We start from the raw sequence: 25,771 nt of genomic DNA on the forward strand, positions 1-25,771 counted from the left end.
GTCGGTCACACTCTTTCGCGTGGCCGCGACTGAGCATTCCACCGACCACCACGACGCTCGATCTCGATGGGATGCGAGAAGCACTCGCTGATGTTCTGGGTGGTGATCACATCCTCGGCGAGGCCGCTGGCGGTCACGACGCCGTCCTTGATCAGAAGAGCATGTGTGGTGGTGCTGGGGATCTCTTCGATGTGGTGCGTCACGAGGATGCTGGCAAGTGACGGGTTCTGATTGCGGAGGTCGTCCAGTGCCGTCAAGAGTTGTTCGCGTGCAGCAAGATCGAGTCCGGTCGCGGGCTCGTCGAGCAGAAGCAGGCGCGGTTCGACCATGAGTGCGCGGGCGATCAGGGCTCGTCCCCGTTCGCCTTGGGACAAGTTGGGCCACAGCGCGTCCGAACGCGGACTCATTCCGAGTAGATCGATCAGTGCGTCGGCATGAGCCTCTTGCTCCGGCGTCGGTGACCAGCGCGGCATCACCTCGGTGGTGTTGGTGAGGCCGGTGATCACGACGTTGCGGACGGTGATCGGAATTCCGATCGTGTGACGAGGGTTCACGTGCCCGATGTCCATCCGCAGTTCCCTCATGTCGACGCGGCCCAACTTGTGGCCGAGGACGTAAACGGAACCGCGAGTCGGGTGGGCGGTTGCTCCGAGCAGGCTCAGAAGCGTGCTCTTGCCCGCGCCGTTCGCGCCGAGGAGGACCCAGTGTTGTCCGGGTTCGATCGAAATGTTGATGTCTTTCAACAAGTATCGGCCGTCGCGGACGAGATCCACGTGTTCGGTCGACAGAACTGTGCCGGTGGGGTGTTGCACGAGAACTAACCTCTCTTAGGCGTCGAGCACACGCAGTCGTCGTAGGACGGTGTCGATGTTTGCTCGAGTTGCCGCTACCGCGGCTTCTGGGTCGGCGTCTTGAAGGGCCTCGACCAACTGATCATGGGCATGTGAGGTGTCGGGGACGCCGGCCTCGTGGGCCATCATCTCGACGAGGGATTCACGAAGGAGTGGACGCACCGACGTGAAAAGCGAGAGCAGAACTGCGTTTCCGGACAGCCGAACGACTTCGGTGTGGAAGTCGAGGTCGACGTCGACGAACTTCTCGACATCACCCTCGAAATGACTGTGTCGCATGGTCAGTCGCCGCCGCAGGCCGTCGAGGTCCTCGGGTTGTACCCGCTCCGCGGCCAGTCTGGCGGCCTCGATCTCGAGTGCGCGACGGACTTCGAAGACCTCGAGGATCCTCGAGCGTCGAAGAAGCTTGGTGAATTCGTCGACGTGCTCGAGTTCGGACGCGGCAGCCACGAAGGTTCCGACGCCGTGTCGGACTTCGAGTAGTCCGTCGCGAGCGAGGAGGCGGATTGCCTCGCGAATCGAGGAACGCCCGACGCCGAGTTCGACGGCAAGGGCCGCCTCGCTCGGTATGCGCTCGGACGGCGCCCACGTTCCTTGCCTGATTCGCCCGCGAAGCAACTGTTCGAGTTGCGGTACCAGCGGACCACTGCGAAGTGTGAATCCTGTGTGGTCGTCGGACACGGCTCGCCTCTCGGGTGGGTACCGAAAGAGTAACAACTCATCAGACGTCTGAGGACTCGGGTGGCCGGTGTGTCGCCGTAGTGTTCACGCGGTCGAAGCGAGTCAGTTGCGGGTGACGCCGAGGAGCAGTGCGATCAGGTCGAGGGCCGTCTCGATCTCGGCCTTTTCTCGGCCGAGCAGGGGGGCGTAGAGGTGTACGTCGCAGATGCGGACGAGGGCTTCGCCCAGCACTTGCGGCGAGAGCGTGATCGTCAGTTGGCCGGCGTCGACCTGGGACTGCAAGATTTCGGCGGTAATGGAGGCGGAGATCGATTCGATGGAGCCGGGCATCATCGCGAGTTTGATGAACACCATCGGTTCGCGTTTGGTCAGCGCGCGCAGTTCTGTCGACGATTCCACCGATCGCATAACGCGGCCGAAGACGTCGAGAATGTACTCCGGACCTTGCCCCGACGCCTGTGACATCGCCTTTCGGTATGTCCGTTCGGTGGCCTCGGCCAGCACTGTTCCGAGCAGTTCGTCGCGGTTGCCGACCCAGCGGTACAGCGTCGCGCGGCCTACGCCGAGACGTTCGGCGAGCAGTGACATGTCGAGTGGTTCCTCCGCGAGGTACATGCTCGCGGCGGTGTCGATCGCGCGTCGGCGTTCGAGGTCGGTAGGCATCGGGACATTCTCTCCGGTTGTCCGGTACTGCACAATTTCGGCCGTTGAAAAAATGGTGAGCCTCGGGGGATCGAGCCTATTGACGAACCTGGCCACGTGAGACACACTAGCTCATTGTCTCATGTTAGTGATGGCGATCACAGTCAGGGGTTCGATCGATGAGTTCAGTACAAACCGTTCGTGGGCCGGTGGACACAGCCGATCTGGGAAAGGTGTTGATGCACGAGCATGTCTTCGTTCTGGGTGAGGAGTTGCGCCAGAACTACCCCGACTACCCCGAACCCTGGGACGAGGAAGTACGGGTAGCGGACGCGGTGGCAAAGCTGACCGAGGTGAAGTCCCGCGGAATCAGCACGATCGTCGATCCCACGGTGATCGGCCTCGGCCGGTACATTCCGCGCATCGTCCGGATCAACGAGCAGGTCGATCTCAACATCATCGTTGCTACCGGCATCTACACCTACAACGACATTCCCTTCCAATTCCATTACACCGGACCGGGATTGCTGTTCGACGGCCCCGAGCCGATGGTCGAACTGTTCGTCAAGGACATCAGGGAAGGAATCGCCGGAACCGGTGTCCGAGCCTCCTTCCTGAAGTGCGCCATCGAGGAGCCGGGCCTTACCCCCGGCGTCGAGCGGGTCATGCGCGCGGTCGGACAGTCGCAGGTGGAAACGGGAGTGCCGATCACCGTGCACACCAACCCGCACACTGAATCCGGGCTGGTCGCGCAGAAGGTTCTGGCCGAAGAGGGTGCGGATCTGACCAAGGTGGTCATCGGTCACTCCGGCGACACCACCGATCTCGACTACTTGTGTGCGCTGGCCGATGCCGGTTCGCTACTGGGGATGGACCGTTTCGGTCTCGAACCGTTCCTGTCGTTCGAGGATCGTGTCAACACCGTGGTGGAGATGGCCCGTCGCGGTTACGCGGAGAAGATGGTTCTGGCACATGACGCGTCGTGTTTCATCGACTACTTCCCCAGCGCGGCAAGAGAAGTGGCACTTCCGAACTGGAACTACACCCACATCAGTGATGATGTCATTCCGGCGCTGCTCGAACGTGGTGTCACCGAAGACCAGGTCAAGGCGATGCTGGTGGACAACCCACGTCGGTACTTCGAGAGCTGAGATATGACCAACGTGTACGAGAGCAAGCCCTGGCTCGCCAATTACGACGCCGACACTCCGCCGAACGTAGACATCGAGCACGTCGACGCCCTCGCGATGTTCCGTGCTTCGCTGGAGCGCGATCGCACCGCCCCGATCATCAGGTACTTCGACAGGACCGTCAGCTTTGCCGAGCTCGACGAGATGTCGGATGCGCTTGCCGTAGCCCTCGCCAAGGATGGAATCGGGTTCGCAGACAGAGTTTCCTTTGTCCTGCAGAATGTTCCGCAGTTCGTGATCGCGACAGTCGCGGTCTGGAAGCTCGGTGCCGTCGTCGTTCCGGTCAATCCGATGTACCGCGACCGTGAGCTGTCCACCGTACTGGCCGACAGCGGAGCGGCGGCAGTCATCTGTCTCGAGTCCTCGGCCGAGACCGTGGCGACTGCGTCCGAGGGCACCGCAGTGAGACGGGTGATCACCACGTCGGAACTGGATTTTCAGTCGCGCGACGATGAACGGATCTTCGGTTCGGCGTCCAGGATTCGGCACGATGGATTTCCGGATCTACTGGAATTGATCGAGGCTCATCGAGGGCAGAAGCCCGAGAAGGTCGATCTGTCCCCGGAAGACCTTGCCTACCTTCCCTATACGTCAGGGACAACCGGCCCGCCGAAGGGGTCGATGAACACGCACTCAAATGTCGTGTTCGCAGCGCAGATCTATCGGGACTGGCTGGGGTTGCGCCCCGGCGGCGCGATGTTCGCGGTGGCGCCACTGTTCCATATCACCGGGTTGATCGGGCACGTCGCGGCTCCACTCCTAGCCGGCGCGCCCACGATTCTGACCTGCCGATTCCATCCCATCGTTGCAGCGGAGTCGATTTCGGAGCATCGGGCTACCGCGATCATCGGAGCGATCACGGTATTCATCGCGTGGACGGACAGCGCCGCAGTCTCGAAGGAATCTTTGAGCTCTCTCGAGTCGGTGTATTCAGGTGGCGCGCCGATCCCGCACGCGGCGTTGGAAGCGTTCCGGGCGAAGTTCGGTCACTACATTCACAACGGCTACGGGCTGACCGAGACGAACAGCCCGGCAATCGTGGTGCCGAATTCGCGTGAAGCGCCGGTAGATCCGGCGTCGGGGGCCGTTGCCGTCGGTGTTCCGGTGTCGAATACGTACGCCGAGGTGGTGGACGAGAACGACAAGCCGGTACAGGTCGGGGAGTACGGCGAGATCGTGGTCTCCGGTCCCCAGGTTGCACTCGGATACTGGAACAAGCCGGACGAGACCGCACATGCCATGCCGGACGGGCGTTTTCACACCGGCGACATCGGATTCATGGACGGCGACGGTTGGTTTTACATCGTCGACCGGATGAAGGATCAGATAAATGCGTCGGGCTTCAAAGTGTGGCCACGCGAAGTGGAAGATGTTCTCTACGAACACCCCGCCGTACGAGAGGCTGCTGTCGTCGGTGTCATGGATCCGTATCGCGGCGAAACCGTGAAGGCCTTCGTGTCCTTCAAGGACGGTGCCGAGGCGACCGCCGAGGATCTGGTCGAGTTCTGCAAGGAAAGGCTTGCAGCATACAAGTATCCACGCATCGTCGAGGTCATGAATGACCTCCCGAAAACAGTGAGCGGCAAGATTCTTCGTCGTGAACTGCGGGTACCGAACTAGATCTGCCTGACAAACGAATTGCCGGCCGCCGACAAGGTGAGCCGGCCATTCGTCGTGGTGGCTGACGAGCATCGGTAGGGGATTTAGTCCCCTATGCGGCAATGCATTTCAGTGATTGACATCACTCTTTTTGTATCGCAGACTGATCGCAACGCCACAGAGTTGAAGTTGGTGTCAGTTTCTACTTCTGGCCCGGTTCCGCTTCTCAACTCCCGGCGCGACGAGCGTCCGACCCATCGAGGAGTAACCCATGACGAGATCGGCAGTGGATTCGAACACGCAGGCAGGGGGCCTGTCCGATCAGGAACGGAAGAAGAAGAAAGCGCACCGCAAACTTCTCGGCGCGGGACTGCTCGGCAGTTCCATCGAGTGGTACGACTTCTTCTTGTACGGAACGGCTGCGGCACTGGTCTTTCCGCATGTGTTCTTCCCCGATTCATCCGCACTGATGGGCACATTGCTCTCGTTCAGTACGTTCTGGGCCGGCTTCGTTGCCCGCCCCATCGGCGGTTTGGTCGCCGGACACTTCGGCGACAAGTACGGACGTAAGCCCGCCGTCGTCACCTGCCTGTTGCTGATGGCTGTCGCGACGTTCCTGATCGGCGCGATTCCGAGTGCTTCGGCAATCGGCGTAGTCGCTCCGATTCTCCTCGTGACACTGCGATTCATCCAAGGTCTCGCCTGCGGTGGCCAGTGGGGCGGAATCGTCCTTCTCCTCACCGAATCCGCGAGTCCCAAGAAGCGCGGATTCTCAGGCACTTTCGGTCAGATGGGTGTTTCGTTCGGTGTAGTGCTGGGCAACTTGGTCTTCCTCGTCGCGACCGCGACCATTTCCAACGAAGCATTCCTGAGTTGGGGTTGGCGGGTTCCGTTCTTCGCCAGCGCGCTGCTCTTCCCCGTGGTTCTGTACATCCAGACGAAGGTCGAGGACACACCGGAATTCCTCGAGTTGCAGGAAGACGCCAAGAAGAACCAAAAGGACGTCGTCGTTCAGGCTCCACTGGCGCAGGCGCTCAAGGATCACTGGCGCAAGATTCTGCTCGGTTGCGGACTTCTGGCCGCCACCAATGCACTGTTCTACATCAGCATCGCCGGCGTGCTCAGCTACGGCACAACCGAACTGGGGTTGAAGCGGAACTCACTGCTCATCATCTCGCTCCTGAGTGCGTTGCTGACAGTCGGTGTGGTGCTGTGGTCCGGGAAGATGTCCGACAAGATCGGTCGTCGTCCGATGATCCTGATCGGCGCCGCGGCGATCGTGGTCTGGGCATTCCCGTACTTCTGGTTGATCAACACCAGGTCCCTGCCGCTGTTCTTCATCGCGGTGACAGTCGGCAGCGTGTTCCAGTCGATGACCTACGGGCCGATCGCTGCGTACATGGGTGAGCTGTTCGCGCCCAACGTGCGTTACTCGGCAGCATCGTTGGCGTACCAACTGGCGGCGATCACGGTCAGCGGTGGTACTCCGTTCATCATGACGGCACTCATCGCGAAGACCGGGACCACTACATGGGTTGCCGTGTTCGTAGCCCTCATGGGTCTGGTGACCTTCTTCAGTGCCTGGGTGCTGAAAGAGACCAACCCGAAGGAAGTTCGGGACGATCCGAACGCAATTCCGGGCGCGCACCTGTACGCCAAGTAACTCTTTCGGTTTCGAGTAGACGCCCGCTATCGGTCACCGGTAGCGGGCGTCTGACGTATAACTGGAGCATGGCTGCAGCACGCACAGGCTCCGAAGATGCTTCGTCGACAGTGTCACGGGAACTCCCCTCCACTCAGCGTGGCTTGCGTACGCGTCGAGCGTTGATCGATGCGGCCCGCACCGTTTTCGAACGGACCGGTTATCTGGACTCGCGGCTGATCGACATCACTGTGGAGGCGCAGTGCTCGGCCGGTACTTTCTACACCTACTTCGCGAGCAAGGAAGAGATCTTCGCGGCAGTGATGGAGTTGGCGCGCGAAGACATGATGCATCCGGGTATGCCGCACACTCCGAAAGGCGCGGATCCTGCTGAGGTCATCGCGGCGAGTAACCGCGCGTACCTCGAGGCGTACCGACGGAACGCGAAGCTGATGGGACTGCTCGAGCAGGTAGCAAGCATCGATCCGGAGTTCCGGGTTCTCCGCCTCGAGCGTGCTGACGCGTTTGTTCGACGCAACGCGCGCAGTATCGAGAAGCTGCAGAAAGCCGGACTGGCGGACGCGAATCTGGATCCGCTACTGACGTCTCGGGCACTCTCCGGGATGATCAGTCGACTTGCGTTCGGGTACTTCGTATCCCGCGGCGGCGAGGATGGCGCCGCCGGAGTGACCTTCGACGGTCTGCTCGATACCGTCAACCGGTTGTGGATCAACACTTTGCAATTCTCGCTACGCCAAAATTGATGTTGACGCCGGGTTCATGTTTGGTGTCTGATGGAGCAATGACACCCACGCGTACGGCAGTGCTCGTCGATTTCGGTGGAGTTCTCACCTCCAGTGTGCTGCGGGCCTTCGAAGATTTCGGGGCCTCGCTTGGCGGCGACCCACGACTTCCGTTGACCCTGCTCTCCCGCGACGACGTCTCGAAAAAACTGCTCTCCGATCACGAATCCGGAAAGATCGACCAGGAGGCCTTCGAAGCAGGATTCGGGGAACGGCTACGAGCGCACGGCGCCGTCGTGGACAGCGAAGGATTGGTCGACCGTATGCAGGCCGGGCTTGTCCGAGACGAAGAGATGGTGCGACTGATTGCGGACGTCCGAGCGGCGGGTCACCCTGTTGCGCTCGTGTCCAATGCTTTCGGGCGTGATTGCTACGCGGGTTTTGTGCTCGAGGACCTCGCCGACGAAGTGGTGATCTCCTCGGAAGTAGGGATTCGTAAGCCCTCTCGTCAGATCTACACCATCGCGTGTGAGCGGCTGGGTGTAGCGCCCGAAGGCGCCGTGATGATCGACGACCTGCAACAGAACCTCGACGGCGCGGCACGATTGGGGATCGCCGGCATTCTCCACACCGATGCGGAAAGCACTCGCAGTCAGTTGGAATCGACGTTCGGACTACTGCCCATGCAGTGAAACTGTAGGTTCTCGGTAACACTCGAATACTGCTGGAACACTTTTGGAGGAATGAATGATTGCTGTCATCGCGGATATCACCGTCAAAGACGGAAGCGGCGAACAGTTCGAAGCCGTAGTCGCCGAACTTGCCGAGAAGGTGCGCACGGAAGAGCCCGGAACGGTTCTGTATCAACTGATCCGCTCGAAGACGGATACGAATTCGTACAAGTTCATGGAGCTGTATCACGACAGTGCTGCGATCAAGGCCCATGGATCGTCCGAGCATTTCCAGGCCGCGGGAAAGGCGATGGCGCCCTTCCTCGCAGGCGCCCCGCAGATCGAGTACTTCGACGCACTCTGAGCGCATGGACAGGTGAACCCCGGCGAAATCTCGCCGGGGTTCACCTGTGTTTTCAGTTCTGCTTCTGGGCGAGGAGTTCGGTGCGGTCGATCGATCGCTTGAGGATCTTTCCCGTCGAACCCTTCGGGAGCGCGTCGATGAACTGGACCACCCGCGGAATCTTGTAGGCGGACAGACGTTCCCGAGCCCACGAGGTGACGTCATCTGCTTCGAGGTCGGAGCCTGGGCGCACGGCCACCACCGCCGCAACCTCCTCGCCGTAGTAGTCGTCGGGTATACCGATCACCGCGGCCTCGATGATGTCGGGGTGCTGGTAGAGCACCTCTTCGACCTCGCCTGGATAGACGTTGTATCCACCGCGGATGATGAGGTCCTTGACGCGGTCGACGATGCGAAGGTCACCGTCGGCGTCGGTCTCGCCGAGGTCTCCGGTGCGGAACCATCCGTCGTCGGACAGGACGGCGGCCGTGTCGGCCGGGCGCCTCCAGTAGCCCTTCATGACCGTCGGTCCTTTGATGAATACCTCGCCCACTGTGCCTGCCTGGCAGACATTTCCGTCGTGATCACGGACCTCGACCTCGGTGCGCGGTACGGCGCGGCCGGTGTATCCGATCTTTGCGACGCGGTCGATGCTGTTGAAAGTTCCGAATGCGCTCGTCTCGGTCAGGCCGTAGCCCTCGAGGATTGTGCAATTGAACCGTGCTTCGAAGGCGCGAGCGACTTCACCGGGAAGTGATGCGCCACCGGAGATTGCGATCCGCAGTTGTTCGAAGTCGGAGCTGTCCACGTCGGCTGCGGCGTGCAGCATGGCATTCCACATGGTGGGGACGCCGGCCATGATGGTGAGCTTGTCCCGACGCACCAGATCGAGCATGGCGGCCGGGTCGAACCGGGCGAGCAGGGACAGCGATCCGCCGCCGGTGAAGGTTGCCATCATGACCGAACCCTGGCCGAAGATGTGAAAGAGCGGCAGCCCGGTACCGGTGCGGTCCGAGGGATTTCCGCGGCTGCTCTCGGCGCCGATCTCACCGGCAGACAACAGATTCCCGACTGTCAGCTGAGCGCCCTTCGGACGTCCGGTGGTACCGGAGGTGTAGAGAATCGCCGTGGTGTCCGCTGTGTCGCGGTCGACCACCGTTGCCGGTGGATGGTCGGCCTTCGCCGATTCTTCGGTGAGCGTCCACACCGGGACGCCGCGCGCACTCCCTGCATCCTGAACTGCGGGACCGAGCTGGTGCCAGGCGATCGCCAGCGAAATCTCGGCGTCGTCCAGTACGTACTCGACTTCGGGTTGCGCCGACATCGTGTTGATGGGCACCACGACACAACCTGCAGCCTGAATCCCCATGTACGCCACGATGAATTCAGGCACCGACGGCGCCGCGAGCAGAACCCGGTCGCCGATGCTCAACCCTTCGTCGCGAATGCGGCCGGCGAACGCCAGAGACGCGTCGTGAAGCTGTCGGTATGTCCAATGACTATCCGTGCCGCGAATTGCAATATTTTCCGGAGTGGCTTCCGCGTGACGGGTCACCGGGTCGAGAACGCTAACCATGGTTCTGCCTTTCGGGAGGAATCGACCGATTGTGTGTCCTGGGTCTCACCAGAGCGTACACTTGAATCCGGCGTCAACATCGAGTCTGCTGGGATTGTCCCGAAAATGATGTTGATCGGAAGGATGAGGAGCGCACCGTGCTCGACGACGAATCGCGAATTGCCGCCTTACCGGTGGCTCCGCCCGCGCTGCTCCGGGATCGACCGACCACCGAGCGGGGGACACGCACGCGTGCGGCATTGGTTGCTGCTGCCCGTAAGGTTTTCGAGCGCAGTGGCTATCTCGATGCACGTTTGATCGACATCGCAAAAGAAGCCGGTTGCGCGACGGGATCGTTCTACACGTACTTCGCGAACAAGGAAGAGGTGTTCGCCGCCGTCCTCGAGGTCGCGCGAGACGACATGATGCACCCGGGCATGGGACGCGTTGCGAGCGCGGACGATCCGTACGCCGTGCTCGAGGCAAGTAATCGAGCGTATCTGGCCGCGTATCAACGCAATGCGAAGTTGATGGGGCTCATGGAGCAGGTTGCTCACATCGACCCGGAGTTCCGGAAGTTCCGCAGCGAGCGTGCCAATGCGTTCATACGCCGTAATGCCCGCGGGATCGCAGATCTGCAGTCCCGCGGCATCGCGGACACGGCGCTGGATCCGATGACGGCGTCGATTGCTCTGTCCGGCATGGTGAGTCGACTCGCCTACAGTCTGTTCACCCTTCGTGAGGGTGAGGTGGACGGGCGTTCACCGGAGTTCGATCAGATTGTCGCCACTGTGACCGATCTGTGGGCGAACGCTCTGAAGTTCCCCGACCGTCTCTGACGAGGTGGGCCGCCCCGGCTGCATCGATGTTCGAGCGGCCGGGCGTCCCAGTCTCGGTTCAGCTCTTTTCGGTTCAGCTCTTTTCGACGACGCGAGCGACGGATTCGGCGACCACGACGGGCTTGTCGGAACCCTCGCGCTCGACCACCTGGCTCATCTTCACTTGGATTCCGCCGGGCAACTGCTCCGCGGACACGACGGTTGCGCGCATGCGGACCCGGGATCCCACGGGAACGGGAGCGGGGAAGCGAACCTTGTCGTAGCCGTAATTGAGGCTGTGGGCGAAGCCGTCGAAGTGGATGAGTTGGTAGGAGAACTGGGGTCCCAGTGAGAGGCTGAAGAGTCCGTGCGCGATCGTGCTGCCGAGCGGGCTCGATGCGGCTCGTTCCGGGTCGACATGAATCCACTGATGATCGTTTGTGGCTTCGGCGAACGCGTTGATGCGCTCCTGGGTGATGTCGTACCACTCCGTCGGGCCAAGTTCCTGGCCGATGAGCTTCTCGAGCTCGGTGAAGGTGGACGGGCGGACGGGCAATTGGTTTTCAGTCATCGTTATCCCTTTACTCGCAGTTCAGGAGGACGGAACGGGCCGTTCGGGTGACCGTCGCGATTCGACGGTTGAAACTGACGCCGGATTCAACTATACATGAGGGGAGACGTGGATCACTGTCAGCGCGTAGGTATGACGCAAGCGAGAGGAATCGCTCATGAAGGTTGCCCAGAAGGTAGCAATTGTCACCGGTGGCGGCGGGGGAATCGGCGGTGCACTGGCCGAGCGACTGGCTGCCGAGGGTGCTCGCGTCGTAGTGGCTGACCTGGACGGGGCAGCAGCTTCGGCAGTAGCAGAGGCGATCAACGCGGAGCGTCCCGGAGCGGCCGTGTCTGCCGGTGGCGACGTCTCCGACGAGACGGTCATTGCGGGCCTGATCGCGCAGGCGGAAAAGGAATTCGGCCCGGTCGACCTCTACTTCGCCAATGCCGGCGTTACCGGTGGCATGGGCCTCGACATCAGTGAAGACGTCTGGGACACGACGATCGACGTCAACGTTCGCGCCCACATTCGCGCTGCCAGGCTCCTCGTCCCCGGCTGGACGGAGCGCGGGGAGGGCTACTTCATCAGCACGGCCTCTGCGGCCGGCTTGCTCAGTCAGGTCGGGTCCGCCGCGTACTCGGTGACCAAACATGCCGCGGTCGCGTTTGCCGAGTGGCTCTCGATCACCTACGGAGATCAGGGTGTTCGCGTCAGTTGCCTGTGCCCGATGGGCGTCAACACCAAGCTTCTCTACGAAGGTGAGAACTCCGGCGATCCGGTCGGCAAGGCCGCAACCGGAGCCGTGCTTGCGGCAGGCAATGTTCTCGAGCCTGCCGAATGCGCCGAAATCGTTCTTGCGGCAGTGGATGCCGAAGAGTTTCTCATCCTTCCGCACAAGAACGTGCTGGACATGTACCGGCAGAAGGGCGCCGACTACGACCGTTGGCTGCGCGGGATGCGCCGGTACCAGGCGTCGCTCCTTGCGGGAACACGATGACCGAGGAACTCGTTCTCTCCGAGCAGAGAGGAGCGGTGCTGGTTCTGACATTCAATCGGCCCCGCGTTCTCAACGCGTGGACCAACGAGCTCGAAGATCAGTACTACGACTTTCTGGCCGTGGCAGACGAAGATCCCAGTGTCCGAGCAATTGTTGTCACCGGCTCCGGCCGAGGATTCTGCTCGGGGGCTGACCTCGGCAATTTGAAGAACGTCGGCGAAGTCTCCGAAAGTGATCTTGTCCGGCCGCGAGACCGTCATTTCCCGACCACCATCCGCAAGCCGCTGATCGCCGCCGTCAACGGCGTCGCCGCAGGGCTCGGAATGGTCGAGGCTCTGTGCTGCGACGTTCGTTTCGGTTCGAGCGCAACACGATTCACTACCGCGTTCGCGCGTCGAGGCCTGATTGCGGAGTACGGCATCTCCTGGATGTTGCCCCGCTTGGTCGGGCACAGTCGAGCAGTCGATCTTCTGCTTTCCAGTCGGATGGTGGACGCCGACGAGGCGTACCGCATCGGTTTGATCGACCACCTGGTCACCGGCGGTGACGTTCTGGACGCGGCGATTGCTTACGCCGAGGACATCGCGGCGAACTGCTCGCCGACGTCCCTCTCCGTCATCAAATCTCAGATGAGTGCCGACGCGCACTCGACCTTCACCGATTCCGCCAGGCGTGCGGAATCGCTGATGCTGAACGCATTTCACGGCCCGGATGTCGTCGAGGGTGTCAACAGCCATCTCGAACATCGAGCCCCCAATTTTCCTTCCCTCTCTGTCAGGAGTTCACATGTCAGTGTTTGAGTTCTCGGATCGCACCAAGAAGTACCAGGCCGAACTGCTCGATTTCATGGACAAGCACGTTTACCCGGCCGAAGCGGTCTACGAAGAGCAGATGCGTGAGTCCGGTAACCCGCACTTCCAGCCGCCGATCATCGACGACTTGAAGAAGGAAGCCAAGGCCCGCGGGCTGTGGAACCTCTTCCATCCCCATCCCGAGTGGGGCCCCGGCCTGACGAACCTGGAATACGCACCGCTCGCAGAGATCATGGGCCGCAGCCACCTGGCCTCCGAGGCCACCAACTGCGCCGCTCCGGACACGGGAAACATGGAGGTGCTCACGCTCTTCGGCACCGACGAGCACAAGGAGAAGTACCTCAAGCCGCTTCTCGAAGGCGAAATTCGTTCCGCTTTCGCGATGACCGAGCCCGAGGTTGCCAGCTCCGACGCCACCAACATCCAGCTCCGTATGGACCGTGACGGCGACGAGTACGTGCTGAACGGCCGTAAGTGGTTCGCTTCCAACGCCTTGCACCAGAACTGCAAGGTTCTGATCGTCATGGGCAAGACCGACTTCAATGCCGCCACCCACCGTCAGCAGTCGATGATGGTCGTGCCGATCGATGCTCCCGGCGTCACGATCCTGCGCAACCTGCCGGTTTTCGGCTACCAGGACCGCGAAGGACACGGCGAGATCACTTTCGAGGACGTGCGCGTCCCGGCCAAGGACATTCTCGCCGGTGAGGGTGAAGGATTCGCGATCAGCCAGGCCCGCCTCGGCCCCGGCCGCATCCACCACTGCATGCGTGCAATCGGAATGGCCGAGCGCGCACTGGAACTGATGTGCAAGCGCGCATCCACCCGCATCACCTTCGGGAAGCCCGTCAGTGACAACGCGAATATCCAGGACTGGATCGCCGAGGCTCGTATCGACATCGAGATGGTTCGACTCCTCACCCTCAAGGCCGCACACATGATGGACACGGTGGGCAACAAGGAAGCGCGCACCGAGATCGCAGCCATCAAGGTTGCGGCACCGAACATCGCGCTCAAGATCATCGACCGCGCCATCCAGGTTCACGGCGGTGGCGGCGTCACCGACGACTTCCCGCTCGCGATGGCTTACGCCCACATGCGCACCCTTCGCCTGGCGGACGGCCCGGACGAGGTGCACAAGCGCGCCATCGCCAAGCAGGAACTGCGCAAGTACCGCGAAGTCAAGGCGAACTGACATGGCAGGACTGGATCTCACAGGTAAGACGGCAATCGTCACAGGCGCATCGCGGGGCATCGGCCTCGCGACCGCGCAGGCGATTGCGGCGGCGGGCGGAAACGTCGTACTGACTTCGCGCTCACAGGAATCCGCAGATGCGGCTGCCGCACAGGTGAACGGCAACGCGATAGGCGTCGGCGCTCACGCGACGGACGAGGATGCTGCCCGCACGTGCGTCGAGCAGACGATCGAGCGTTTCGGCAGCCTCGACATCTTGGTGAACAACGCGGGCACCAACCCGTCGTTCGGGCCGATCATCAACCAGGATCACTCGCGCTTCGCCAAGACTTTCGACGTCAACGTGTGGGCTCCAGTCCTGTGGACCGGCCTCGCAGCGCGGGCCTGGATGGGCGAGCACGGTGGTTCCGTGGTCAACACCGCTTCGATCGGCGGCATGGCGTTCGAGGCGGGAATCGGTACGTACAACGCGTCGAAGGCTGCTCTGATCCACATCACCAAGCAGTTGGCGCTCGAGTTGTCACCGAAGATTCGTGTCAACGCCGTTGCGCCGGGAGTGGTGAGAACCAAACTCGCCGAAGCTCTGTGGAAAGAACACGAAGAAGCGGTGTCCGCGTCGACTGCTCTCGGACGCATCGGTGAACCCGAGGACGTGGCCGCTGCCATTGCCTTCCTGGTTTCGGATGCAGCCCAGTGGATCACCGGCGAGATCATGACCATCGACGGTGGCCAGTTGTTGGGTGACGCACTCCCGTTCCGGCAGGGAGCGTCCGTCGGTGGCTAGCGTCGGAGTAGTGGGACTCGATACCGAAGCGGTCACCGGGTGGATCGCAGGCCTGGGGATCGACTTTTCCGGGCCGTTGTCCTTCGATCGAATCGGCTTGGGGCAGTCGAATCTCACGTACCTGGTTCGCGATCAGGACGGCAATCGCTGGGTGCTACGACGCCCACCGCTGGGGCATCTGCTGGCCTCGGCTCACGACGTGGCGCGTGAGGCTCGAATCCTGAGCGCTCTCGAATCCACCGACGTGCCTTCGCCGCGAGTATTCGGGTTGACCGAGGACCCGGCCGTCACCGAAGTTCCCCTGCTACTCATGGAATTCGTGGACGGCGAAGTGGTCGATCGGATGCATCTTGCGGAGGCGTTGTCGGAAGATCGTCGCCGGGCAATCGGAATCTCGCTCGCTCAGACGCTGGCGAAGATACACGCCGTCGACCTCGGGAAGGCCGGCCTCGACGACCTGGCGAGCCACAAGCCTTACGCTGCACGGCAGTTGAAGCGCTGGGGTGGGCAGTGGGAACAGTCGAAGACGCGGGAATGCCCCGATCTCGACGATCTCACGCGACGCTTGATTGCAGCTCAGCCGGCTCATACCGAAACCACGTTGGTGCACGGCGACTTTCACTTGCGCAATGTGATCACCTCCGCTCAGAACGGCGAAGTTGTCGCGGCCCTCGACTGGGAACTCTGCACTCTCGGTGATCCGTTGGCGGATGTCGGAAGCTTGTTGGCGTACTGGCCGGCAGCGGGGGAGAACACGGGCGGCGACTTCCCGGCGTCGGCACTCCCCGGATTCCCCTCGCGAGAGGAGATCTCCCGGATCTATCTCGAGGCCACCGGACGGGATCCTGCTGCGCTGAAGTTCTGGCACACGTTGGGGCTGTGGAAGATTGCCGTGATCGCCGAGGGTGTGATGCGTCGCGCCCGCGACGAACCGCAGAATGCCGCCGAGAGCGGAACTCCCACCGTGGAACGTATTGACGCCTTGGTCGCCAAAGCCAGGGAAATTGCAGATCAGGCCGGGATCTGACGAGATCGTCCGGTGTCCGTCGAATCACGAAAGTATGGAGGGCCAGTGAGCCAGGAACGTAGAACCGCAATTGTCACGGGTGCAGCACGCGGAATCGGTGCGGCAGTAGCGAAGCGACTGTCGGAAGACGGTTTTGCCGTCGCCGTGCTCGACCTCGACGAAGCGGCGTGTGCGGGAACCGTCGACGCGATCAAGGCCGCAGGCGGACAGGCACTGGCCGTCGGCGCTGACGTCTCCGACGAGACTTCGGTCGCTGCAGCAGTGGATCGTGTTGCCGCAGAACTGGGTGCACCTACCGTGCTAATCAACAATGCCGGCATCACTCGCGACAACCTTCTGTTCAAGATGAGCGTTGCCGAGTGGGATTCGGTGATGAACGTCCACCTGCGCGGAGCGTTCCTCATGTCGCGTGCGGTGCAGAAGTACATGGTGGAAGCGAAGTTCGGCCGCATCGTGAACCTCTCGAGCACGTCCGCGCTCGGTAATCGCGGACAGGTCAACTACTCCGCAGCCAAGGCCGGAATGCAGGGATTCACCAAGACATTGGCCTTCGAGCTGGGCAAGTTCGGCGTCACCGCCAACGCCATTGCACCCGGATTCATCGAAACCGAGATGACCGCCGCAACGGCCGAGCGCATGGGCGTCGGCTTCGACGACTTCAAGACCGCTGCCGCTTCGCAGATCCCGGTCAACCGTGTCGGTCAGCCCGAGGACATCGCGCACACCGCGTCGTTCTTCGTCAGTGAAGGCGCGGGCTTCGTTTCCGGTCAGGTCGTCTACGTCGCCGGTGGACCGAAGGACTGACCGTCCGCTCACCGCTCGAACCGAAGGAATGGGCATGGCTTTCGACGAAGAGGCAGTATCGCGTGATCTCACCGAAAAGGTGAACACGCTTCTCGCGGAGAACGATCCGAACAGTGTGTCGGTGTCGGATTTCCTCGGCGCACGATTCGACGCCGGACTGGCGTGGGTTCATTTCCCCGAAGGTCATGGGGGACTCGGTGTACCGCAGAGCTTTCAGCGTCAGGTGAACGCTCAGCTGGAGGCCGCCGGCGCACCCGGCCCGGCCACCGGCAAGAACGGGATCGGACTCGGCATGGCGGCACCGACCATCGCCGCCTTCGGTACCGAGGAGCAGAAGCAGAAGTTCCTGCGCCCGTTGTGGACTGCGGAGACGGTCTACTGCCAGCTGTTCAGTGAACCGGGCGCAGGTTCGGACCTCGCGGCCGTCGCTACCCGCGCCGTCCGCGACGGCGACGACTGGATAGTCAACGGGCAGAAGGTATGGACGTCGGGCGCGCAAAATGCGCAGCTGGCGATTCTCGTGGCCAGGACCGATCCGTCGCGCTCCAAGCATGCGGGTCTGAGCTACTTCATCTGCGACATGACCGACCCGGGCGTCGATGTCCGGCCGCTGCGTCAGATCACCGGCGAGGCCGAATTCAACGAGGTATTCCTCACGGACGTCAGGATTCCGGACGCCAATCGCCTCGGAGCCGAAGGCCAGGGGTGGAAGGTTGCGACCACCACCCTGAACAACGAGCGTGTTGCCATCGGTTCGGGCGCACCGCGTGAGGGAGGCATGATCGGAAAGGTCGCTCAGGCCTGGCGTGACGAGCCCGAGCTGCGTAACCCGGCGATGCACGACGAGTTGATGCGGCTCTGGACCGAATCCGAAGTTGCGCGTCTGACCGGTGAGCGACTGCGCCAGCAGCTCGCCGCCGGCCAGCCTGGCCCCGAAGGCTCGGGAATGAAGCTCGCGTTTGCCGGTTTGGCTCAGCAGATTTCGGGTTTCGACCTCGAGCTGCACGGCGAAGCCGGTCTGCGCTACGACGACTGGACGCTGCGTCGACCGGATTCCGTCGACTTCACCGGGCGGGAACCCGGATACCGGTACCTGCGAGCCAAGGGCAATTCGATCGAGGGCGGAACGTCGGAGATCCTGCGCAACGTCATCGCAGAACGCGTACTCGGGTTGCCACCCGAGCATCGCGTCGACAAGGACATCGCCTGGAAGGACCTACCCCGATGAGCGCCGATCTGTTGTACTCCGAGACCGAACAAGATCTGCGAGCCAGCGTCAGACGACTGCTGAGCGAGCGCGCCGGCGCCGACACCGTGGTCACGGCGTACGACGACGTGTCCGCCGACTTCACCGGGCTGTGGAAGTCGCTGGCGTCGGAACTCGGTTTGGCGGGACTGCTGGTACCCGAGGAACTGGGCGGGGCAGGTGCGTCGACGCGTGAGGCGGCGGTCGTGATGGAGGAGATCGGACGTGCGGTCGCTCCCGTTCCGTTCTTCACCAGCGCGGTGCTGGCGACGACGGCGTTGCTGAAGGCCGGCGAGACCGAGGTGCTCGGTCAATTGGCAGCGGGGGATTCGACGGCTGCTCTGGTCGTCCCGTTGTCCACTGCACCAGGAACTTTCACACCTACTGTCAAGGCAACGGCGAGTGGACTCGTCGGCAGCGTCACGACGGTTGCCGGCGTCGCCGAGTCCGACGTTCTTGTTGTTCCGGTTGCGGGTGAAAGCGGTCTGGAGCTGCATACCGTTCGGATCGCCGACGCTACCGTCACGCCGGTTCTGTCCCTGGACATGACGCGCCGATTGGCGGACGTCGAGTTCTCGGGGTCGTCGTCGGTCCGTGTCGACAGCGGCAATGCGGCGCAAGCGGTTGAGGAAGCGTTGCTCTGTGGAAGCGCACTTCTGGCGTCCGAACAGTTCGCTGTAGCTCAGTGGTGCCTCGAAACGACTCTCGCGTATGTGAAGGAGCGCAAGCAGTTCGGCCGGGCGATCGGTTCGTACCAGGCGATCAAGCACCGCCTCGCCGATCTCTGGCTCGAAGTCAGCTCTTCGGGAGCGGCAGCACGATATGCGGCGGACACCTATGCACGCGGCGACGCCGATGCGGCGATCGCAGCGACGGTGGCCCAGGCATTCTGCAGCGGCGTCGCGGTTCATGCTGCGGAGGAGTGCGTCCAACTTCATGGTGGTATCGGAATGACGTGGGAATATCCGGCGCACCTGTACCTCAAACGGGCGAAGAGCGATCAGCTGTCGCTAGGAACCGCGTATCAGCATCGGGCACGCCTCGCCGAGTTGGTCGACCTCCCGATCTCGTCCTGAAACTCACCCACTATCTGTCTGGAGAATTGCTGTGAAGGCTTGGCGCGTCAACGAACTCGGTCAACCCCGCGATGTGCTCGCGTTGGAGGAGACCGCGGATCCCACCCCGAATGCGACGGAGATGTTGGTCAAGGTGCTGGCGGCTCCGGCCAACTTCCCCGACGTCCTCATGTGCCGGGGTGAGTACCAGATCAAGCCGCCGCTGCCCTTCACACCCGGTGTCGAACTGTGTGGTGAAGTGGTCTCGGTCGGTGAATCGGTGACCAAATTCGCAGTGGGGGACCGGGTGATCGGTAATCCGAGTCTGCCGTCCGGCGGATTCGCCGAGTACTCGGTACTGGATCAGAACAACACGTTCCCGGCGCCGTCGGCTCTCGACGACGCGGAAGCATCCGCTCTGAGCATCGGCTATCAGACAGCGTGGTTCGCTCTGCATCGCCGCACCCAACTGCTCGAGGGGGAGACGTTGTTGGTCCACGCTGCTGCGGGTGGTGTCGGTAGTGCGGCAGTCCAACTCGGCAAGGCGGCAGGCGCCAAGGTCATCGGTGTCGTCGGCGGCCCGGACAAGGCCGAGTACGCGCGCAAGCTCGGCGCAGACCTCGTCGTAGACCGTCACAGTGAGGACTTCGTGGCAGCGGTCAAGGAGTTCACCGGCGGCAAGGGCGCCGACGTGGTCTTCGATCCGGTCGGCGGCGACGCATACGCGAAGTCCACCAAGTGCATCGCCTTCGAGGGACGGATCGTCATCGTCGGCTTCGCCGGGGGCACGATCCCACAGCCGGCACTCAATCACGCTCTCATCAAGAACTATTCGATCATCGGACTGCACTGGGGGCTGTACAAGGCCTACAACCAGCAGGCCATCGACGACTGCCACGTCGAGCTCACCAGGCTCGCCGATGCCGGCTTGGTCAAACCACTGATCAGTGAGCGGCTGTCGTTGACGGACGTTGCCGACGGTATCGGTCGCCTCGGCGACGGCACCACGGTCGGTCGCGTCGTGTTCCAGCCCTGATTCTTGCTGTGCGCCTTTATCAACCCCCGGCGGTTAATAAAGGCGCACAGCACTTCGTGTTCGACGAAAGGTTTCCCCGATGAGGCAAGCTGTCATCGTTTCCACCGCCCGTACCCCGATCGGTAAGGCGTACCGCGGCGCGTTCAACAACACTCAGGCTCAAGAGCTTGCTGCACATGCCATTTCGAATGCAGTTCAGCGCGCGGGCCTCGAGGGCGGCGAGGTCGAGGACGTCATCCTCGGCGCCGCGCTGCAGCAGGGATCTTCCGGCGGCAACGTCGCACGGCAAGCGGTGCTGCGGGCCGGGCTTCCGGACTCGGTTTCCGGAATGACGATCGATCGTCAGTGCTCGTCCGGGCTCATGGCCATCGCGATCGCAGCAAAGCAGATCGTGGACGACGGAATGCAGATCGCGGTCGGCGGCGGCGTCGAATCGATCTCGTTGGTCCAGAACGATCACATGAACAACTTCCGCGCGGCTGATCCGTGGCTGAAGGCAAACAAGCCGTCGATCTACATGCCGATGCTGCACACGGCCGAGATCGTCGCCGAGCGCTACGGAGTGACGCGCGAGCAGCAGGACGAGTTCGCGCTCGTCTCGCAGCAGCGGACCGCAGCGGCCCAGGACGCAGGTCGGTTCGATCTCGAGATCGTCCCGCTGCCCTCGATCAAGCAAGTGCAGGACAAAGAGACGGGTGAGATCCGCAGCGAGTCCGTGACGCTGACCCGCGACGAAGGCAACCGCGCTTCCACCACGTTGGAAGGGCTGTCGAGTCTGCGACCGGTTCTGGCCGACGGGACTGTCAGTGCTCATTCGTCCATTACTGCGGGCAACTCGTCTCAACTCTCCGACGGCGCTTCGGCATCGGTACTGATGGAGGCAGGCGAGGCGGAACGCCGCGGGTTGGCTCCTCTCGGTATCTACCGTGGCATGGCTGTCGCGGGTTGCGCTCCCGACGAGATGGGCATCGGACCGGTGTTCGCGATTCCGCGTCTGCTGGATCTTCACGGCCTGAAGGTCGACGACATCGATCTCTGGGAACTCAACGAGGCCTTCGCCTCTCAGGCCCTGTACTGCCGCGACAAGCTCGGGATCGATCCCGAGAAGTACAACGTCGACGGTGGCGGTATCTCTGTCGGCCATCCGTACGGAATGACGGGGGCTCGTCTGGTCGGCCATGCTCTTCTTGAAGGAAAACGGCGCGGAGCCAGGCTCGTGGTGGTGACCATGTGCATCGGCGGCGGTATGGGTGCTGCCGGGCTTTTCGAGGTCGCATGAGCTTGATCGAGGGACTGTTCGACGTCAGTGGCAAGACCGTTGTGGTCACCGGTGGATCACGCGGCATCGGATACATGATCGCTCGCGGGTTTGTCGAAGGCGGAGCGACGGTCGTCATTTCGGCCCGAAAAGCCGAAGCCTGTGACGAAGCCGCGCGAGAGCTTTCGGAGTTCGGCACCTGCATCTCGCATCCGGCCGATCTGTCCACGGACGAGGGGATCGAGAGCCTCGTTGCGAAGGTCTCCGAGATTTCGCCGACGCTCGACGTACTGGTCAACAACGCCGGTGCCACGTGGGGAGCTCCCGTCGACGATTTTCCGGCCGCCGGCTTCGACAAGATTTTCGACATCAATGTCAAGGCAATCTTCCTCTTGACGCAGAAGCTGTTGCCGCAGTTGCGTTCTGCCGCCACGGCGGAAGATCCCGCGCGCGTGATCAATATCGGATCGATCGACGGACTCGTGGTGTCGGGTTCGGAGAACTTCTCGTACGGAGCCAGTAAGGCTGCGGTGCACATGTTGACGCGCAAGCTCGCGGCAACGCTTGCGGGGGAACAGATCACGGTCAATGCCATTGCGCCGGGCCCGTTCCCGTCGAAGATGATGGCATTCCTCCTCGAGGACGAACAGAGTGCAAAGGCTGTGGCGGACTCGGTCCCGTTGGGCCGGGTCGGAACTCCCCAGGATGCCGCAGGTCTTGCCATCTTCCTGGCTTCACGTGCCGGGGCTTATCTGACCGGCGCGGTGATTCCACTCGACGGCGGTGCGAGCGGAGCGCGCTGACCTACTGACCGATCTCCTCTGTCCTAAAAGGCCTGAAAGTCTGAACTACTATGACTTTCAGGCCTTTTCGTACCTTTGTCTGATTGGGTTGTCTGTGACTGCAGTTGCTAGATTATCCGAGGTTCGGGGGGAACGACGACGACAACACCAACAATCCCGGCCTTGGGGGAGTCATGTTTCGCGCGGGGAGATCGTTGGGGGTGTTCGGGGTAGTTGCTGCTCTGGCAGCTGCTGCCGTCACGGTGGTGGCTTCGCCGGCGATGGCTGCGCCGGGATGCGTCGGAGTCAGTGGCGTCGGTAGTAGCGGTGGTCCGGCCAATGCGGCACCGTGGCTCAACGGCAACACCGGAGGGTTGCCAGGTCTGTCCGGTCGTACTGCCGCGATCGAAAAGGTCACCGGGACATACAGTCCAAACAAGACCGTTGATCGCTTCAATGTCCTGGGTACCGACCTGGGCATCATGTGGGACAACGGTGCGGGGCAGATTCTGACCGCTTTCGGCGATACCACCGGGCTCAGTCGTAACCCCGGCTGCGACGGTTTGGTGGGCGAGTGGCGAAGCAATGTACTCTTCCGCAGCTCGGATCGGGTACTGGCCGACGGTATGCGCATCGACAGTGCGCCGATGGACGGCACAGCTCAGGCGCGTGAGATCATTTCCGGTCTGAAGATTCCGGGTGTCGAGGCCTCCAGCATCCCCACGAGCGGCATCGCAGTGAACGGTGTGCAGTATCTGAGCTACATGTCGGTGCGCAACTGGGGCGAGGCCGGGCAGTGGAGTACAAACTACTCACAGATTGCTACCTCCTCGGACAACGGCGAGACGTGGACCACTCGTCCGGAAACTCTGCGCCCCAACATCGGTGGGGTTCTTCCCGCGGGTGTCGCCCCCGTCGCCGGTAGCGAGAACTTCCAGATGAGCTCGATGGTGAAGGACGGCGGGTTCGTCTACAACTACGGAACCCCCGCGGGACGATCCGGCGAGGTTCGACTTTCTCGCGTGCCCGAGGGGGCGATCCTCGATCTTTCCGCCTACGAGTACTGGAACGGAAACGGCTGGATCCTTGCCGATCCCGCTGCGGCCGTACCCGTCATGGACGGCCGCATCGGTGAGGTCTCCGTTCAGTACAACGAGTTCCTCGGCAAGTTCGTGGCGATGTACGCCGACGCGTTCAGTTCGATCGTGATGCGAACCGCTCCCAGTCCGGTCGGTCCGTGGACGGCACCGGAGACACTGGTCAATCTGGTCGAGGTTCCCGGTATCTACGCCGCATACATCCACCCGTGGTCCAGTGGTTCGGATCTGTACTTCCTTGCCACCACGTGGGCCGACTACAACGTCATGTTGATGCGTACGACGCTCGTTCGCTGATCCGGCTCACGCTTGCGTTTGCTGGAGGTACACGATCTCCTCGGTGATCGGCGCGTCGTCGTCGTCGGTCGGCGGTTCTTGTCGCCGTCGCCACCAGATGGTGAACAGGACGGCTCCGATCACCAAGGCAGCCAGAGCGATTACCGCCACCCAGAATTTCGGGCCGTAGTATCCGACAAGGACCATGCGCATGGCGTTGCGCGCCCACGTGAGTGGCATCAGGGCGTGCAGCCACTGCAGAACCGTCGGCATCTGTTCGATGGGGTACACCGCGCCGAAGGCGAAGATCTGAATCATCAAGGCGCCCAAAGCGATGAAGGTTCCGTTGACGGCTCCGAACACAACGGTGAAGAGCCTGCCCGAGCTGACCGCGGCGGCACCCACCAGGATCATCACTGCGATCATCGCCAGGACACTAGGTGGTTCGACGTTTGCCACGGTCAGTGACACCACCGACAACACGAGCGCCGCGACCAAGGTGACCAGGGCGGGAATGCGGTAGCGGCGCAGCCCCTCACGCACCACGCTGGTGTGCGAGTTCAGTGAACGTCCGCGTCGTGGACGGACGACGAACCACGTGAGAATTCCGCACAGGAACAGTGCCACCGAGATCACGGCAGGGACGGCTCCCGGTCCGAAACCGGCTGCGGGATAGTTGTTCCGCGCGTCGACGGCAACCGGGGACGAGAGCAGATTGGCCGTGGTGGCGCGCTCGTCGTCCGAGAACTGCGGCACCTGGGCGGCACCGTCGGACAAACCGGTGGCGAGTTCCGCGCTACCCGCGTCGAGCTCGCCGACGCCGGCCGATAGCTGCCCGAGACCGTCACGGAGCGCAATACTTCCAGTGTCCAACTGCCCCAGCCCGGTGGAGAGTTCCTGTGCACCGGTAGCGAGTTGGCCTGCACCGTCGGACAGTTGGCCCAGGCCGGTGTTGAGTTCACCTGCACCGGCCGCGGCGGCAAGGAGCCCACCACGGTAGTCGCTGCTCGGATCAGTGAGCTGCCGCGAGATTTCCCGCGCGCCGTCGCGAAGCTGGCCGAGCTGACCGATCACGTCGTCGTCCGACGGTTGTGCGGTCAGGGAAGCCCGCAGTCCACCCAGGGCTTCGACGAGCCCGGCGGAGACCGGATCGGCCGAGTTTCGAAGCATCGACGTGAGGGCGTCGATCTGACCGACGACGGCGTCCGAGGACCCCGCGAGGTCGAGTACCGGGGTGGTGACCATGTCGACCACTTCGCTGATCTGTCGGGCGCCTGCGCCGAGTTCGTCGGTGCCCCCGACCAACTGGTTGAGTCCGCTGCTCAGCTCGCCTGAGCCTGCAGCAGCTTCGTTCGCTCCAGCAGCCAGCTCGCCGGCTCCGGCGGCCAGCTCCTTGCCGCCTTGATTTGCTTCGCCCATGCCGGTGGCGAGTTCCTTGCTTCCGGCGTAGAGCTCGTTGGTTCCGGCAAGCGCTTCGGAGGATCCGTCGGACAGCTGTTGCGCTCCTGCTGCTGCTTCACCGAATCCTGTTCCGAGTTCACCCAACCCGACCAGCACCTGGTCGATGGACTGTTCGCCGATCGACTCGGAGACCGCCGAGCGCACCTGAGCGATGATGCTTTCACCGACCGGGCCGGCGACCAGACTGTTGTAATCGTTGTACAAGACGTCGAGTTCGGCCTTGCGGCCCGAACCCGATGCGGCACTGGCCACATCCGCGCTGAAAGTCTTCGGAATGACGACAGAGAAGTAATAGGTGCCGTCGTTGACGCCGTCGGCGGCTTCTTGTTCCGAGACGACCTTCCATGCAACGTCTCCGCTCTCGACGAGCGCGGCAACAACTTCATCGCCGGCTTGCAGACGTATTCCGTCGAGTTCTGTGCCGGCATCGGCGTTGACGATGGCGACGGGCAAGCGGTTGACCGTGTCGCCCGGATCCCACAGTGCCCACATGTAGAACGCCGCAATCGACAGCGGTGCGATGACGAGGACAGCGAGAACTGTCCGGATGATGTGCGTGCGTCGCGTCGTGGCCGCGTTGTCGACTACGGGTTGTGGCGCCATGTGGAGCTCTCTTCTCGTGGACCGAAGCAGGTGTGGCACGAAAGGAAGCC

The 25,771-nt window shown here is 62.3% G+C and carries 25 protein-coding genes; 19 read left to right on the top strand and 6 right to left on the bottom strand.

Translation table 11 applies throughout. The annotated features are described in order from the left end of the window. Window positions 1–5: 5 nt before the first annotated feature. The 3 genes from RWT78_RS03965 to RWT78_RS03975 form a co-directional block, all read right to left on the bottom strand. On the bottom strand, window positions 6–812 hold the full coding sequence (locus tag RWT78_RS03965; RefSeq protein WP_003943111.1) for an ABC transporter ATP-binding protein: 807 nt from the start codon (window positions 810–812) through the stop codon (window positions 6–8). A gap of 15 nt (window positions 813–827) precedes the next feature. After that, on the bottom strand, window positions 828–1,532 hold the full coding sequence (locus RWT78_RS03970; protein WP_019745713.1) for a FadR/GntR family transcriptional regulator: 705 nt from the start codon (window positions 1,530–1,532) through the stop codon (window positions 828–830). A 102-nt stretch (window positions 1,533–1,634) separates the two neighbouring features. Continuing rightward, window positions 1,635–2,195: a QsdR family transcriptional regulator gene (locus RWT78_RS03975; RefSeq protein WP_003943195.1), complete on the bottom strand. Its 561-nt coding sequence runs from the start codon at window positions 2,193–2,195 to the stop codon at window positions 1,635–1,637. A gap of 158 nt (window positions 2,196–2,353) precedes the next feature. Between RWT78_RS03975 and RWT78_RS03980 the strand changes: the two genes are divergently transcribed. The 6 genes from RWT78_RS03980 to RWT78_RS04005 all read left to right on the top strand — a co-directional run bounded on the left by RWT78_RS03980 (window position 2,354) and on the right by RWT78_RS04005 (window position 8,383). Then, window positions 2,354–3,325, top strand: a complete 972-nt coding sequence (locus RWT78_RS03980; protein WP_003943005.1) for a phosphotriesterase — start codon at window positions 2,354–2,356, stop codon at window positions 3,323–3,325. 3 nt (window positions 3,326–3,328) lie between these two features. Further along, complete coding sequence (locus RWT78_RS03985; protein WP_314674102.1) at window positions 3,329–4,984, top strand: AMP-binding protein; 1,656 nt, start codon at window positions 3,329–3,331, stop codon at window positions 4,982–4,984. A 250-nt stretch (window positions 4,985–5,234) separates the two neighbouring features. Continuing rightward, a complete protein-coding gene (locus RWT78_RS03990) occupies window positions 5,235–6,626 on the top strand; it encodes an MFS transporter (RefSeq protein ID WP_314674104.1) in 1,392 nt (463 codons plus the stop codon). A gap of 68 nt (window positions 6,627–6,694) precedes the next feature. Further along, a complete protein-coding gene (locus RWT78_RS03995) occupies window positions 6,695–7,369 on the top strand; it encodes a TetR/AcrR family transcriptional regulator (RefSeq protein ID WP_019745708.1) in 675 nt (224 codons plus the stop codon). 38 nt (window positions 7,370–7,407) lie between these two features. Beyond that, on the top strand, window positions 7,408–8,040 hold the full coding sequence (locus RWT78_RS04000) for an HAD family phosphatase (protein ID WP_042446307.1): 633 nt from the start codon (window positions 7,408–7,410) through the stop codon (window positions 8,038–8,040). Between the two features lie 55 nt (window positions 8,041–8,095). Then, complete coding sequence (locus RWT78_RS04005; protein WP_314674109.1) at window positions 8,096–8,383, top strand: putative quinol monooxygenase; 288 nt, start codon at window positions 8,096–8,098, stop codon at window positions 8,381–8,383. 52 nt (window positions 8,384–8,435) lie between these two features. On the opposite strand, the gene RWT78_RS04010 is transcribed toward RWT78_RS04005, so the two are convergent. Then, window positions 8,436–9,938, bottom strand: a complete 1,503-nt coding sequence (locus RWT78_RS04010) for a class I adenylate-forming enzyme family protein (protein ID WP_208690157.1) — start codon at window positions 9,936–9,938, stop codon at window positions 8,436–8,438. Between the two features lie 137 nt (window positions 9,939–10,075). Here RWT78_RS04010 and RWT78_RS04015 point away from each other — a divergent pair, with 137 nt between their 5' ends. Beyond that, on the top strand, window positions 10,076–10,756 hold the full coding sequence (locus RWT78_RS04015) for a TetR/AcrR family transcriptional regulator (protein ID WP_054187502.1): 681 nt from the start codon (window positions 10,076–10,078) through the stop codon (window positions 10,754–10,756). A 73-nt stretch (window positions 10,757–10,829) separates the two neighbouring features. Here the strand turns inward: RWT78_RS04015 and RWT78_RS04020 are convergent, their stop codons facing one another. Further along, the gene (locus tag RWT78_RS04020) at window positions 10,830–11,306 is read right to left on the bottom strand and encodes a MaoC family dehydratase (RefSeq protein WP_153211450.1); all 477 of its coding nucleotides are present in this window, start codon (window positions 11,304–11,306) and stop codon (window positions 10,830–10,832) included. A gap of 157 nt (window positions 11,307–11,463) precedes the next feature. Between RWT78_RS04020 and RWT78_RS04025 the strand changes: the two genes are divergently transcribed. The 12 genes from RWT78_RS04025 (at window position 11,464) to RWT78_RS04080 (ending at window position 23,678) form a co-directional block, all read left to right on the top strand. Further along, on the top strand, window positions 11,464–12,285 hold the full coding sequence (locus RWT78_RS04025; protein WP_003942864.1) for an SDR family oxidoreductase: 822 nt from the start codon (window positions 11,464–11,466) through the stop codon (window positions 12,283–12,285). Further along, the gene (locus RWT78_RS04030; protein WP_314674115.1) at window positions 12,282–13,085 is read left to right on the top strand and encodes an enoyl-CoA hydratase-related protein; all 804 of its coding nucleotides are present in this window, start codon (window positions 12,282–12,284) and stop codon (window positions 13,083–13,085) included. Before RWT78_RS04025 ends, RWT78_RS04030 begins: the two co-directional genes overlap by 4 nt. Next, window positions 13,072–14,292 (top strand): acyl-CoA dehydrogenase family protein, encoded by a 1,221-nt coding sequence (locus tag RWT78_RS04035; RefSeq protein ID WP_019745701.1) that lies wholly within the window; start codon window positions 13,072–13,074, stop codon window positions 14,290–14,292. Before RWT78_RS04030 ends, RWT78_RS04035 begins: the two co-directional genes overlap by 14 nt. Window position 14,293: 1 nt before the next feature. Next, window positions 14,294–15,076, top strand: coding sequence for an SDR family oxidoreductase (locus RWT78_RS04040; protein ID WP_095972768.1), 783 nt, complete (start codon window positions 14,294–14,296; stop codon window positions 15,074–15,076). Beyond that, complete coding sequence (locus tag RWT78_RS04045; protein WP_314674121.1) at window positions 15,069–16,103, top strand: phosphotransferase family protein; 1,035 nt, start codon at window positions 15,069–15,071, stop codon at window positions 16,101–16,103. Before RWT78_RS04040 ends, RWT78_RS04045 begins: the two co-directional genes overlap by 8 nt. Before the next feature lie 45 nt (window positions 16,104–16,148). Further along, window positions 16,149–16,907 carry a 3-oxoacyl-ACP reductase FabG gene (fabG, locus tag RWT78_RS04050; RefSeq protein WP_065455011.1) on the top strand — a complete coding sequence of 253 codons (759 nt, stop codon included), beginning with the start codon at window positions 16,149–16,151 and terminating at the stop codon, window positions 16,905–16,907. Between the two features lie 34 nt (window positions 16,908–16,941). Continuing rightward, the gene (locus tag RWT78_RS04055) at window positions 16,942–18,135 is read left to right on the top strand and encodes an acyl-CoA dehydrogenase family protein (RefSeq protein WP_003943047.1); all 1,194 of its coding nucleotides are present in this window, start codon (window positions 16,942–16,944) and stop codon (window positions 18,133–18,135) included. Beyond that, window positions 18,132–19,229 carry an acyl-CoA dehydrogenase family protein gene (locus RWT78_RS04060; RefSeq protein ID WP_064074991.1) on the top strand — a complete coding sequence of 366 codons (1,098 nt, stop codon included), beginning with the start codon at window positions 18,132–18,134 and terminating at the stop codon, window positions 19,227–19,229. Before RWT78_RS04055 ends, RWT78_RS04060 begins: the two co-directional genes overlap by 4 nt. 31 nt (window positions 19,230–19,260) lie before the next feature. Then, a complete protein-coding gene (locus RWT78_RS04065) occupies window positions 19,261–20,244 on the top strand; it encodes an NADPH:quinone oxidoreductase family protein (protein WP_314674126.1) in 984 nt (327 codons plus the stop codon). A gap of 79 nt (window positions 20,245–20,323) precedes the next feature. Beyond that, window positions 20,324–21,523, top strand: coding sequence for an acetyl-CoA C-acyltransferase (locus RWT78_RS04070; protein ID WP_314674129.1), 1,200 nt, complete (start codon window positions 20,324–20,326; stop codon window positions 21,521–21,523). Then, complete coding sequence (locus RWT78_RS04075) at window positions 21,520–22,305, top strand: RhlG family 3-oxoacyl-ACP reductase (RefSeq protein WP_314674131.1); 786 nt, start codon at window positions 21,520–21,522, stop codon at window positions 22,303–22,305. Before RWT78_RS04070 ends, RWT78_RS04075 begins: the two co-directional genes overlap by 4 nt. Window positions 22,306–22,478: 173 nt before the next feature. Beyond that, on the top strand, window positions 22,479–23,678 hold the full coding sequence (locus tag RWT78_RS04080; protein WP_192712779.1) for a DUF4185 domain-containing protein: 1,200 nt from the start codon (window positions 22,479–22,481) through the stop codon (window positions 23,676–23,678). 6 nt (window positions 23,679–23,684) lie between these two features. Here the strand turns inward: RWT78_RS04080 and RWT78_RS04085 are convergent, their stop codons facing one another. Then, window positions 23,685–25,721 (bottom strand): YhgE/Pip domain-containing protein, encoded by a 2,037-nt coding sequence (locus RWT78_RS04085; protein ID WP_314674134.1) that lies wholly within the window; start codon window positions 25,719–25,721, stop codon window positions 23,685–23,687. Between the last annotated feature and the right edge of the window lie 50 nt (window positions 25,722–25,771).

Source organism: uncultured Rhodococcus sp., assembly GCF_963525155.1.
Taxonomy (GTDB): domain Bacteria; phylum Actinomycetota; class Actinomycetes; order Mycobacteriales; family Mycobacteriaceae; genus Rhodococcus_F; species Rhodococcus_F qingshengii.